Source organism: Paenibacillus sp. CAA11 (genome assembly GCF_003060825.1).
Classification (GTDB): domain Bacteria; phylum Bacillota; class Bacilli; order Paenibacillales; family Paenibacillaceae; genus Fontibacillus.
The window spans coordinates 850,380-864,181 of the sequence record NZ_CP028922.1 but is presented as its reverse complement, the minus strand read 5'-3'; the positions used below and the strand labels follow the sequence as shown (position 1 = coordinate 864,181).

Genomic DNA, 13,802 nt, shown 5'->3' with positions numbered 1-13,802 from the left:
AAATTTACTCTCACCCGGCATGCAGGCGGCAAATGATTTAACAATGGCTTGCATGAAGAAATCATTGGGGAATGTCAAAGAGCCTATAAACAAAATATACGCTTATTTCTAATAAAAATAGCCGGTATGCCGACCAAAGGGTTAGTCAAGCATACGGGCTTTTGATTGTCTCACTTTACCGGTAATTCGATTTTTCGCAAATATTGCACCAGAATGATGTCTGTTTTTTTATATGAAGAGGAGCCCCTGACCGTATCGCTGCCAGCGAAGTGCTATCCCGATATGTCGGGTGTGTTACCCAAAGAGCACTAATCTTTACTTACTTCATTATGTAGCTGGTGCTGGTGATCGTTATGAATATGCTACTAGTCTTGGTTCTTCTGACTTTCTGCCAACCTTTTCAAACACAAAACCAGTAAAATAATCTATTGCTCAACTACCCCAAAATCATCCACATAAACATATGCTGTACCAGGATTCTTATAAGCATACACTGTTGCACTGGTAGCGCCTGCTCCGGTTGTAAAGGGGATATTTACCATTGTCCAGGATGTACTGTCAGATGTTACGGATGCATCCGTACCTTCAAAGCCACTCACGCCAATCTGAATCTGCTCTCCGATGTCTGCCTTAACCCAGGCAGTACAGATGTAGCTGGTATTAGGACTTAGCCCTGTAAGTACCTGCTCGATACCATCTTCTCCGGGTCCCAATCTAACACTCTTAGAGCCGCTTCTTGGTACCGATACACTTGCAGCAGTACCTGAATATGTTGCTGCCCATGGTGAGATGATCCCTTTCTCGAAATCAGATTGCCTCACTTTATTAATATATAGTAAGCTGACACTCTCAAAAACCGGGTCCGGAGGTGAAGAAAAATCATGCCCGGCAGTCCAATCAGTTCCACCGAACTCATATGCTCCAATATCCGGCGCCGTACCAACATAATCATCCGTGATGCCAGATATTACAACCCCTGCATGAATAGCTGGAGAAGTAGACTGCAACCTGAAATCATATGCTGTAGGATTCACAAATAACGGATTGGTCTCTGAGGTAATATTATTTCCCTCTATATGAGTACCAGGCAGTGTAAAGGCTGTAGTAAAGATATTGTTGAAAATTCTGTCGCCGTACATATCTGACTGAAAATTACTTCCCCAATAGCCCACATTACCGTTACCGTAGGTGGTATTGTTATAAATCAGGTTAAAATTACTGGGTGTATTCAATCTTATCCCTGTATAGTTTCCCCATACCACATTATGATGCACAATATAGCCCTTGCTACCGTTATCCAGATAGATACCCGTGCCGGAATAATTCTTTGCCAGATTATCATGGATGTAATTATGATGAATTGCCGTCCCTTGCCCATCCCAGGCAAATTCGTAGAGTATTCCGCAGTCCTTTGTCAATTTTCCTGCATTGTACAGATTATTATATTGTATCTGGCTGTTCTGGGTAGGCATAAATATCAGATGACGCCCAGCGTTATATACCGTATTATGACTGATTAGATGGTTTGTCCCCAATAGATAGATTGCCGGAATATCCGCTGCCGAATAATTTGCTTCATGAATAAGATTATTAATCACCTTATTTCCCGTTCCCTGTATACTCACCAGATTCCCGGAACTGTAGATCAAAGTACTGTCTCTAAGCTCATTATTGGTACCGGACATAAATATCCCTGTACTGTATTGGCTGGTAACATCCGAATCATGACTGACATATTCCGCAATCATATTAGAAACTTTACAGTCATTAGAATCAGACATTTTAATGCTGGAGGCAAAGATATTAATTCCGGTAATACTTATGTAAGAGCGGGAACTTAAATCAAATGCATAAATCCGCCTTTTTGCTTCTACGGTCGAAGTATTCGGATCAACCCCACCAGGTGCCCATAAATAAAGTCTGCCAGTAAGGCTGTCATAATACCATTCTCCCTCACTATCAAGATCTTCAAGATTGCCAGTAATATAATAGCTGTTACCGCCTGTCGCTGCAGTAGCCATGGGATCAAAAGTAATGGAGCCGTCACTTGATCCGGTAATGGTCCTTTTATAAGATTTATAGCCTGTTCCCGGAACACTCCAGACCGTTTTGCCCACCCAGTATCCAGGTGCCTGAGTTAAGTCTCTATCCTTGATGGTTGTAGTGGAGCCGGAATCAACTGTTGCATATGTCAAATTTAAGGGATCAAGTGTTGGTGAATTGGGCCATCTGGCTTCAAGTTGCATTTGCTTATTAACAAATATCTGATCTTTTGTTCCAAGGGAACCCGGCATTTCCGCATAATAGATGGAACCGGAGTAATTTTGCCAGCCAGTAACCCGATCAGCACCAGATACCGTTACATTCTCTCCTGTATAAGCCTTAAAGTTTATGGGATTTGCAGAAGTTCCGGAAGTATGAAGGGTTACTGTTTCCTGGTATGTACCCCCTCGGATGATGCAGGTATCTCCGGCCGTCATGGTATCTGCTGCCTTTTGTATAGTTTTCCATGGATTTGATAGTGTACCGGTACCAGTGATGTCATTCCCCGTTGTAGAAACATAATATACGGAATCTGCCTTAACAGTTCCCCCGCCCAGATTAAAAGCAAATACATAAATCATCATCATTAAAACTAGAAATCTAATGCCTACTCTCTTACTCATAACTTACCTCCTGTAATGAAGTCTATTTTTTTAGATACGGCTTCTACGCCTAGGCTTAGGTTCACTGCTAGGTATGTTTTATATAAAAATTTATGTATATGTAAGCCTTAATTATTTAATCGACCTATACCGACTTAAAGTTTATGGATTCTTTCAGCGAAGCTTCTCCGATACTGACTCGGTGTCCCTCATATTAGAAAAGAGCTTAAAAAGCAAACACGCCTCCCTGGACGAACCAGAAAGGCGATAAAATACAAAAAAACCGCCAGCAGAAACTGACGGTTAAGATGAATGCTATTACCGAATTATTATGAAATGCAAAACAAGAATCCCCTGCCAAGTTGACCCCATCATAAAACGAACCGGAACTCTCCTGGCCTACAACGTCTCCGTATTAAGCGTAAATCCTTCAATCACAGCGTCTTCGTCTACCTCGATCATAATGCATCGTTTCCCTTGATAATTCACCTGTCTCACGTACTTCAGATCCTGTGGGCTGACCGAAATGGTAGCAACCTTCGTATCGATCTTAATCGATTTCGAAGTGAACTTCGGAACGACGCTGCTCGCTTTGATTTCGTAGTTCTTGTCATCCACGATCGTTTCGAACGCCCGTTCCACCTTTTCCGCCGTCACATTCTCCACACCGCTGACCGTCAGCATGTGTTCCACATCTTTATAGTCCAGCTTCGGCGGTTCTTCCTCTTCATGGGTCTCGATGACCTGATAAATTTCCTCGTATACGCTGGCGATCGTTGAAGCGTCGAGCTGATCTCCCGCCACTTCCTTCACGATCTCCTCAAAAATAGCTCTCTCCTCCAACGCCGTCACGGTCTTCTCGGCATTCAAGACTTCCTCGATGAAATGCTGATTCGGTTCGTTCGCTCTTCCCGAGCAATACAGCACCCGATTCACGTCAGAATAACCATCTGTCACGCTGGGATAAAAAAAACCCTGCTCCGGCGAACTCAACTTAATGATCGGATCCACGAGCACATTATATTTGAATTCTCTCTCCACGTAATCGAACATGAGCGTTTTCTTTTGCTGCTCCGTAGTATTGATGCTGCACAGAATGAACGGATTGGTGAACACCTCGTCATTTTCGCTTTCCTCGGCCTCTTCGTTTCTGGTTTTGGTCGGCTGATAGTATTGCCCGCGGACGAAAGTAATCACTGTATCCTTTTCATAATGGGTATCCGCGAGCATTTTCTCGACCAGCAGGATCATCAGATCATGCCATTCCTCCACATCGCCGGTCACCAAAGCTTGATGGAGAAGCACCCGCGTCGGTTCTTCCGCTTCCTCGTGAAGCTTTAGCTCGAACAGCTTTTGATCCATTTCCCCGGCCAGCAGTTTTTTGAAATTCCCCATATAGAGCTCCTGCTTCTCCCTGTCCACCAGTGCAAAAGGCTGTCGCTCGTAATGGTAAATCTCGTTCGTTTCCTTCATAATATACACATTCAAAATATCGTAAATTTGGAGCTTTTCGTGATCCAGCTTAAACTGTTTGCGTATATATGCGACTTCTTTCTTTAGCATGTTCTATGAGACATCTCCTAAAAGTGAAATGGTCTTTCCGAAACCTAAGTACCTCCAGTACTCAGTCCCTCTGTAAGACGCGGAACCCTTTGGCGGCATAGTAGGATTCCGCGCCATTGTGGTACGCAAACACCGTCTCGTAGCGCCGGTTACAAGAGCGGGCTCCGCCAAGTTTTCTAATATTGTCGGGGGTTATCACCCAACTTGATGTTTTCGTATCAAACTTTCCAAGCTTCTGCAATTCCCGGTATTGTTCTTCCGTTAAAAGCTCAATCCCACATGACGGCCGCCATATCCATCGGTGTGCATATTTCTCACAACGTCTTACGCCGCAGTTTATAAAAATACTGCACAATGGGATGCTTTAACTTTATCTCTTCGGACAGGTTTAGGATCCGCTTTTTCCCAACCCTTCGATCCACCAAAGCTAGAACATTCAGCAGGATATCGGGGCTCTCTAAACTTTGCTCTACCGACGTAGTTAAGAACTTATTAGCCACCACGATAAAATTAGATTTACTTAAATTAGTCTGTGCGGATAGAAGCTCTTTTGCTTGTTCAGAGCTTCTTCTACTTCGAGCAATGACGATTAAGCGATCCTCCGGCACGGGTCCCTTGGTATCTTTTCTGACCGCCTCAATGTCGTCAGTTGTGATCGGAATTTGAAGTTCGGGATCATTCTTGATTTCCAGCTCCGTTTGGTACCATCTGATGAGGTTCGTCTTATCACTCATATTAAGTATGTTCTTCTTATCAACCAAGATATAACAAATCCCTGATTTATCCGGTAAATAACGATAACCCGGTGCGCGGTATTCCACCCTTCCCTGTAACGCAGGACTGAGAAAGCTCTCCAACTGCTGCTTCAATTTGCTCCAGGACATATTAACTCCCCCTCCATATAAAAAACAGAGAAAAGGCTTGTTGGTACGGGCTTGTCCCCTACTCACCCTCTGTAAACGTCAACCGCCCGCCCACACTATGATTCCCTTCCGGGTGACAATAACTTTCCGTATTCGCAAATTCCGAAAAAATATATCTACCGGGTCACATTAATTCCCGTAAGCCTCTTATATTATATAGGGGATTGCCCAAAAGCAATAGTATTCTGTGACGTCAGTATTAAATTTCATATTTTAGACTACGAGCACACTGGCAAAAAGGCGATCGAAAAAAAAGCCGAGAAAGAACAGGAAAAGATCCCCGCTTCTCGCTCGGCTCGTAACACGACCTTTTTAGGCTCTGAGATGACTTTGATTATGTTCTTACAACACATCCCTCACCAACAACGCCACCGATTCCACATGTGTTGAGTAGACAGTGAAAACAACATGGCACGTGTCCGAAGGAATGTGTTTGCTCTATTATAAATCACTCTGCCCAGATTCAACGAAGTTAGGCTCATTCTTGCCCGAGAGGGTAAAATGAAACACATCAGGATTGAATAATGCTTTCCATTCCTTAGCATGGGTAATCAAATAACTTAAAAAGGAGTAATATTAGATTCCTAAGTCTCGCTATTCGACTGCCATGACAATATTCATGGCACGGCTAGAAGCCGTGTTACTACCCCCTCCATAGGGGCTTGAAATGGTGCAATTGATATTTCTGTCCGAGAGGAATTTTAGCAAGTTATTCCGCGTGTTCAAGACCAGACGCAAAAGGCCGTGCATCTAAGGCTTGTCCTTCTGCCAACAATATTCTCAAACTAAACAATTATTTATTTTATTGCGAATGAAATTAAAATCTTCATCTTTCAATCTAACCATTGAACGTTGAAAGACGCAGCCCCAATTCCTTTTACCTCTAGTTATCTCAAGTTGCTCAAGCATATCCCTTATTGGTATTTGCTTATCTGACGAAAGTATTTTGTCATATACAACAGGTAATTTACACTCATAAACATCACCTGAAAAGAAAAACGGGTCTGAACTTTCTAATTTTGCTTTTACCTTTATTACTCCTGCAAAAACTGCCTTTTTGGATAGATACACCAATATTTCGTTCTCAATTTCAAAATTTTTACTGTGCGCAAATTTAGCTCTTAACGGCCAAATATTTTCAGAATCATTTTTTAATTTTTCCCAATTGTTTGGGGTTGTAACAAACATTATTCGATTCATAGACCTTCCCACCTTATTCCGAAAGTATATCTTGAACTATTCTCGCCAAAATCCGAATTTGTTCAACGGATTCATGGGGTTCAACAATTAACGCTGTTGTAAACTCAGATTTCCAATTATCATCCACGTTACCCGGTGAAAAAGGAATGGCCCCTATTTTAAACTTATCAAACTTTGTTAAATAGTTTTCGATTTGACCTGCATCCGATATAGGCGGTTTATGAGGATATAAAATTATCCCCCTTTTTACAGCTCTAATTACTTCAGGTGTATCATCAATAACTCTATTTGTCTGTATAGCGTCTTTGTATCTGTGCATTGTATTGATGTCTTCATCTTTAGGTTTAAATCTAACTTCTTTATTCGAAATGTCTTTAGATATCAATTCCTTGTAACTTAGCGTTTTAAGATCATTAGATTCGACAACTGCAACTTCAATTTTATATTTAGCATCTAAAATGTTTAGCTCTTGTTTATTCTCAATTTCAAATATTAGGTCTGGTTGTTGGTTAACTAAAGGAGTAAAGTAGGTTGAGGTCAAAGATGTTTTAAACAACCTATTTGTAGCGATTGTGATTTGATCATTTACCCTTATTTTTGAAGATTTTCCCGTTTTTAGCACAGTTCTAAAAGCGTCAGTTTTAATCTTTAGAGTGTAAGCACTTGAATCATTATGAACAAACTCGCTTATTATCTGAACCAATTTGCAGAATGTCCATACTTCATATAGATCTTCCATTGAAAGTGTATATATATACTTTGATCCTTTTATTTGAATATTTATTCCTTTATTTATTAACCTAATCAATTTCTCAAATTTAACAAATTCGTTATGAAATAAAAAATTTGTTTTGTTCTGCAATCCGTTATTGCTATCTTCGATATGCAACCAAAATTCATTATTAATTCTACGCCTCAGTTTTTTTTCATTGTGTAAGATCTTCAAATAAAAATGCTCATTTTTTATAGATTTAATACTCTCTAAGGTAGAGTTATCAATATAATGCCTCCACTTATTTATTTGTTTCGTAGTTTGCTTCATTAAGTACTTTATAAATTTATTCTCAGGAGTATTTAAATCTGAAGATTTGACATTAAGATCAATAGTATTTCTTTGGAAGAGTTCATCCTTCCCATATTTATTAATCTTCTTTGTCAATGAGCTATTAGTTCTTTTGATTTTTCGAATATTAAAAGTTTTGCTTTCAGTATTTAATCTTTGATGCGCCTTTTTTTCTATTCTTTCAATAATTCCTAGTAACTGATCAGAAAGATTATAAAAATTAACTAACCACTCTAATCCGGTTGCTGACTGCGTTTCACCCGAACCTCCATTTTTTGTTGGATTAAACATTTCGAAAACCAAATGGTTATGAATATTCGATAGTTCATTTATCATTGATAAACGTTCTTTTAAAAAATCAATTTTTATGGAAAACACCGTAATATCAATTTGGAAAATTAATTTTCCATCTTCCAATACGGATAATTGTGTTAGGCCTACATTATTTCTAAAATTTATAGTTCCAGAAAACGACTGATGCTGTTCGAAATACGCTAAATTGTTATTAATACTTGAATGCTCATGCCATAGTGTATATTTCTTATCATTAAATGATGTTAGTTGAACATGATAGTTAATATTCTCAAAAAAAATGGGCAAATAATACTCTAGCCCATTTTTTTCAAAATTAGTGCACACTTTAATACGAGTATTCTCATTTGAATATCTACTTGTTTTTCGTTCAATTTTTATTAATGATGTATCTCCAAATTCAGAACTATGTTTAATATGTCTTAAAATATTTCTGGACACTTCATCATCTTGGCCGCCAGAAAAATTTCTCAGGGTAAAACTATTTTGATGAGGGGGAGTTCCTTTTATGGAAAGTAAAAAATCATCAGTTTTTAATTCTACAAGGTCAGTTAGAGACATATTATACACTCCAAAATGAGGTTGAAGGCTTATCAAATATTAATAAATCCTTAAGCATTAAGTATAACTTTCGGGCTGCCTTAGGAAATCTTAAGTCATCGCTTTCAGTGTCATCTTGTAAAATTTTGTCTGCATCGTAGTTTCCGTTTTGGGTACATAAATTATATAGATCAATAATTACTTGATCTATTTCGCCTTGCTCTCCGCTCAAACGAGGAAGAATCTTTTGAACAAGCTGATTATCAAAATACTTGTTCCACCATGTTCCATCGGCTAAAGTATCATAATTTTGGCAAGCTGCGTGGTACAGATAGATACAGACCTCGTCACGAACCCTGAATCCAAAATTCAGTTTAAGTGGTTTTAATAGCCGATTGATATTTTCTAAAAGTGCAATCCAAGTTGATAACGTTTGATGTAATTCAAGTGTTATTTCCTGATTTTGAATCCAATTCTGCTTTAGTTCAATAAGATTAGTGATTTTCCCTTCGATTAAATAATTAAACAAGAATACCTTTCCTTCTTCTTGTTGTAATTCTGTTAAAGCAGGCGCTACAGGAGTAGCAGGGGCAACAGGCGCAGCAGCAACACTTAGAGCCTGATTTGCATCTGTACCTTCAGCTTCTTGAGTTGTATCTGTACCTTCGGCTTCTTGGGTTGTTTCTGTACCCTCAGTTTCTTCAGTTGTAACCGTACCTCCCGTTTCTTCAGCAGCATTTCCAACATCAGTAGTGTTAGCTTCAGCCGTCGCAACATCTATATATTTCAATCCAGTATCATCATTTACGCCAATCATTAGATTAACTTCATTAATTTCCAGAACATTTGATCTGTCAAGTACTTTCTTAGAAAACGGATATGTTGACTCATCAATATTTACTGTACCTATAATAAATACGTTACTACTTATTTTCAGTTGAGCTAGTTTATTAAAGTAGTCATGTAACTCAGGATCACCTGAATTTTTATCAGCATATCTTTGTAATCTATCTCTGATACCTTTGTTAAAAAGGAAGTCATGATAGCTAATACGATTAATATCTTCGTCAAAATATCGTGACTCAAGAACACTAAGAACTTGAGCAAAATAATACTCTACCCTAGATAAATTCATCTCGTCTAAAATAATAAAGTAGGGTAGATGTGGGTTATCATTTGCTTCTAAAACCAGATTTGTAAACTCACCTGGAATAAAATCACCGTCCACGTTAAAGTAACCCAACATGTCGGAATTATCTGTCCAGTCCGGTGCAACAGCAATAGGGCTACACTCTTTATTACCGGAAAGTTGCATTATTGTTCGAGGAAGAATACTTTTTCCTACACCAGAAATACCAGATAAAATTACGAATGGTTTGGTCTTAAGACTTAATAAAAATGATTCAATAAATTCATCATCAAAAAACACACCATTATCAGAAAGATTTTTTGTTAATTTTCCTACTAGTTCTTGTCCACTCAGTGCCATCACACCAGACACGGAACTGACCACCTCTAATAATTTATTGGGGTTAGGATTTAATTTTAAGAAGGCTGAATTAAAAAAATCTAGTCTTGTTTGTTCATCAGTCGTGAGTGTAAGGGCTTTTTTCCTGAACACTAAAAAGGATTTAATCTTAGAATAGTTAATATCATCGGATATAATTACTTTCCCATTTCGTCTATCAAAAATTAGTAGATTGAATTTTTCAAAGTACAATCTCGCTCTTGAAGAGAAATTATTCATTATCTCGTTGAAGCCATCTATTTTAAGATCATCATATGTATAGCCGATAGCTCTATTTTGATGTATTTTATTCACATTTCTTTTCACTTCATAGATGCTATTACTCTCTGATTTCATTAAGACTAAAACTATCTCTTCAAATGTAAGATATGAATGATCATACGGATTTAATTTAAGAGCAACTGCTTTTTCAAATAATCCAACCAAATGCTCTAAAATGGATATTATTGGCTGAACAACAATCTGATTTTCTTTATACCCTTTGTGTTTGCTTTGAGCAAACGGAAATTGAAATCTAAGCGCCCAGTAATAATAAAAACCATCCACCGGATTACCATCCGTTATATGCTGAGCAAGTGCAGTTTTATGGAGTAAGTTGTCTCTAGGTGTAATGTAGGCAAGCGCAAGAGTCTGCATGATTGTAACCCAATAATCGCTCCATGCTTTTACTTTATCCGCCGCGCTACCGGGTAAGAACGAAAGAATGTTTTCTTTATTAGCATTGTAATCTTGGCTATCAAAGCTGCATATATTAGAAGCTAAATTTGCTAGATCGTTTGGGGTACAATCTTTCTGTACAAAACTCCAGTACTCATAATCTGGGATCTTTTTTTCATTTGGTCTGGGCATTTTAGCACCTCTTTAGCACAATTGAGTGATGATTTTTTCTATCTAATGACCTACCTTTAATAAATCCCTTCGATACTTCCCTCAGGTTAATTGTATTAAGTTCCTCAACGACAAAGCCATTTTGAAGTGCAATTTCTTCTATTAGCTCGTCAGCCTTTACTACTTCGTCTTTAACAATCCCATCTCCTATTAACATCACAAAATACTTTCCTTTTTTTAGTTTGTCCTTTGCAACACTAAATAAGGTGTCCATAGAAGTGTAATATTCATTTTTTGCTTTTTCAAAAGACATTGTATCTATTCTGTGATGACATCCAATTTCTTTTCTTCGAATAATCTGAGGATCTTTATCCATCCAAAAAATTCTATGCTTATGATATAAGTAGTAATCAAATGTGTTTATATATGGTGGTGAAGTGATTATCATATCAACAGAGTTATCTTCAATTTCATGAAACTTAACAGTCACATCACCTTCAATAACCTCGATTTTGCTATTGATCCCGTAGATATATTTCGAGCTGTTCATCAACTGCTTATTATAGTCTACTAATACCTCACGAAATTTTTTAATAGCAAAACCATTAATAAGTTCTGGCTTATTAACTGCTGCATACCTCGTGTCATTATCTTGGTTTGAAACAGATACGATAATTTTCAAAAAAGCCATCCATACTAAATCTTCTAAGCACTTGTTGGTATATTTATAATTAAAAATAAACGTTTTTCTTAATGCGGTTAGTTCATGTAACATATTTTCTTTAAACCAATGATCAATATTCTTATAAGTTGGAATTTCATCAGCACTTAATAATGTTTCTGTAAGCCAATTGTCTCGATTGTTTTCTATTTTAATTAGCTCATTAATTATTGATTGAACTTCTAACAAATCTTCTTCTTTATAATTGTTTGATTTTGCTTTAGATACTAATGCTGATACTGGATTAAGTTCTATACCAATTGCATTTCTATTATTAAGCATAGACTCAACTAACACAGTACCAGAACCACAAAACGGATCTAAAATAACATCACCAATAGAACTATATTTTAGAATAAGTTCTCGTATTGGCTCTGCCGGGAACTTCGCGGGGTATGGAAAGAAACTGTGCGTATATGGAATGTTTAGAATTGTATTATTCATTAGTGAATTTTTCTCCTTTTATATTTTTCCTAAATACAAGAATGAAAGAGTGGCCTATATTAAAATAAAATCTTCTCGATTTTATTCCACCCAACTTAACTAGTTTCCTCTGTGCTGATTGATCCCAAATAACTACATCAACTAAAATCCAATTACTGCGAATAGCCGCGTCAATTATCTTGGAATGCAAATTTACATATGGAATATGATTTTCTACATCTCTATAGTCTTTTACAACCCAAACGTTGTATCCACCTTCATTAGTTACAGAATAAATTTTCCCCATTAGTTCTGTTATTTTGTGTTGATATTCTTCAAAAGAAAGATTCCCAAAGTCCTCTTCATTTTCCGAATAGGGCTTTGCTAAGTCTCTACCTTGATCGTTATAGATATTTTTATCATAACTATAACCTGCAAAACTATGAGCTACTTTGTGCAATAGATCAGCATATGGTGGGCTAGTAACCGTTAGATCAATACATTCCCCTTGTAAGTAATTATCAAGGTTAAGGCAATTATCATTATAAATTTGCTTATTAATGTCGTAGATTAAATTTCCTTTTGAATCTACCGGATCTATTCCTTGAGTAGCATGGGAAAAATAATCTGGATTTAATTCAAAGCCAACACAATTTCGATTTAATAAACTACATGCATCTGCTGTTGTACCAACACCCATAAATGGATCAAATACCGTATCATGCTCGTTTGTGTATATTTTGATATAATGCTTTGCTAGTTCAAGTGGGAACGCAGCTCCGTGATCCTTTCTTTTTTGAGCAATGCTGCCTCCATAAACATTTACACTTTTACTTAACTGTGTCCATTCAGACCCACTTAAATTATTCAGAGGCTTAATAATTTTTTTCATCTTGTCAGGAATTCTATTATATTCTTTAATCTTTTTAGCCATAATATCTGTCTCCTCATACTCTATCAAAATCACTAAAATTATATCATAAACAGAACATATATTCGCATAAAAATAAAATGAGTTGTGCGTACAACGAACTCACAAAAATTTGATGCAGGTAATATATCGGTAAACTGGGCTGCTTCAGCTATATACATTTCATTCGACACCCGGAGGGGTCTATTTATTAATAGCGTATTATTCCTTGAAAACTTCTTGTTTCCTCCTGTTAAGTTCACGGTAAAGCGAACCCTTGCTTACTTCTGTCATTTCTTCTATTTGTGTTACTGTAAATTCTCCACTCTCGTATAGCTTAATTGCTTTGTCAAGCTTCTTTTTATCTGTCATGGGACGACCCCCCATGCGTCCACGGGCTCTAGCCGCTTCCAACCCTGCTTTGGTACGTTCACGTATGATTGACCTCTCAAACTCCGCAAAGACTGCCATCATACCGAACATAGCCTTTCCTGCCGCCGTAGACGTATCAATGTTATCGGACAGGCTCACGAACTCAATACCCTTTTTATTCAGCAGGTCAAGAGTCTCAATTAGCTTTAATGTTGAACGAGCTAAACGGTCAAGCTTGTAAACAATAAAAGTATCCCCATCGCGTAACATTTCCAATGCCCTCTTTAACTCGGGACGATCATCCTTGCCGCCGCTGGCTTTCTCCATATAAATTCGGTCATATCCGAACTTCTTTAGAGCGTCCATTTGTAAATCAAGGGACTGGTCTGCTGTCGAAACCCGTGCGTATGCAATTCTCATTCCTATCGTTCCTTTCGGTATGTATCCTTATAGCATGGTATCATAAACGAACCTTTTCGTAAATATGTTTTTGGAATGAGTTTCGTACCGTATATTAACCTATAATTACGTTAAATACGGTAACTTAAAAAGTGTTTCATAAACAATCGTTTACGTACCACTCATATGAATCTGTAACTTGATTCACTCAAACATTATATTTCATAAAGAGGGCGGAACATGACTAGAGGCGGAAGACGCGAAGGGGTAGCGGAAAGCACAGGGTATTACTCGAAAAGTCTCGCTGACATTATCATAGAACAATGGGATCAAATTGAATCATCGGAAGAGCCAACAGTTGCGGATTACATTATT

The 13,802-nt window shown here is 37.7% G+C and carries 9 protein-coding genes and 1 pseudogene; all 10 read right to left on the bottom strand.

What is annotated here, in order from left to right; all coding sequences use genetic code 11:
• Positions 1-425 precede the first annotated feature (425 nt).
• The 10 genes and pseudogenes from DCC85_RS03830 to DCC85_RS03785 all read right to left on the bottom strand — a co-directional run bounded on the left by DCC85_RS03830 (position 426) and on the right by DCC85_RS03785 (position 13,448).
• Complete coding sequence (locus DCC85_RS03830) at positions 426-2,666, bottom strand: right-handed parallel beta-helix repeat-containing protein (RefSeq protein WP_108464380.1); 2,241 nt, start codon at positions 2,664-2,666, stop codon at positions 426-428.
• 378 nt (positions 2,667-3,044) lie between these two features.
• On the bottom strand, positions 3,045-4,208 hold the full coding sequence (locus DCC85_RS03825) for a DUF4317 domain-containing protein (protein WP_108464379.1): 1,164 nt from the start codon (positions 4,206-4,208) through the stop codon (positions 3,045-3,047).
• A 61-nt stretch (positions 4,209-4,269) separates the two neighbouring features.
• Positions 4,270-4,485 (bottom strand): annotated as a pseudogene (locus tag DCC85_RS03820) (DUF4256 domain-containing protein); the annotation flags it as partial.
• A gap of 37 nt (positions 4,486-4,522) precedes the next feature.
• Positions 4,523-5,092, bottom strand: coding sequence for an SF0329 family protein (locus DCC85_RS03815; protein WP_108464378.1), 570 nt, complete (start codon positions 5,090-5,092; stop codon positions 4,523-4,525).
• 819 nt (positions 5,093-5,911) lie between these two features.
• A complete protein-coding gene (locus DCC85_RS03810) occupies positions 5,912-6,331 on the bottom strand; it encodes an EVE domain-containing protein (RefSeq protein WP_108464377.1) in 420 nt (139 codons plus the stop codon).
• 13 nt (positions 6,332-6,344) lie between these two features.
• Complete coding sequence (locus DCC85_RS03805) at positions 6,345-8,267, bottom strand: DUF2357 domain-containing protein (protein ID WP_108464376.1); 1,923 nt, start codon at positions 8,265-8,267, stop codon at positions 6,345-6,347.
• 1 nt (position 8,268) lies between these two features.
• Positions 8,269-10,623, bottom strand: coding sequence for an McrB family protein (locus DCC85_RS03800; RefSeq protein ID WP_108464375.1), 2,355 nt, complete (start codon positions 10,621-10,623; stop codon positions 8,269-8,271).
• A 1-nt stretch (position 10,624) separates the two neighbouring features.
• Positions 10,625-11,767: a DNA methyltransferase gene (locus DCC85_RS03795; protein WP_108464374.1), complete on the bottom strand. Its 1,143-nt coding sequence runs from the start codon at positions 11,765-11,767 to the stop codon at positions 10,625-10,627.
• Positions 11,760-12,680, bottom strand: a complete 921-nt coding sequence (locus tag DCC85_RS03790) for a site-specific DNA-methyltransferase (protein WP_108464373.1) — start codon at positions 12,678-12,680, stop codon at positions 11,760-11,762. The genes DCC85_RS03795 and DCC85_RS03790 overlap by 8 nt, the downstream gene beginning before the upstream one ends.
• Positions 12,681-12,878: 198 nt before the next feature.
• Entirely contained in the window at positions 12,879-13,448 is a 570-nt protein-coding gene (locus DCC85_RS03785) for a recombinase family protein (protein ID WP_108464372.1), read from the bottom strand.
• Between the last annotated feature and the right edge of the window lie 354 nt (positions 13,449-13,802).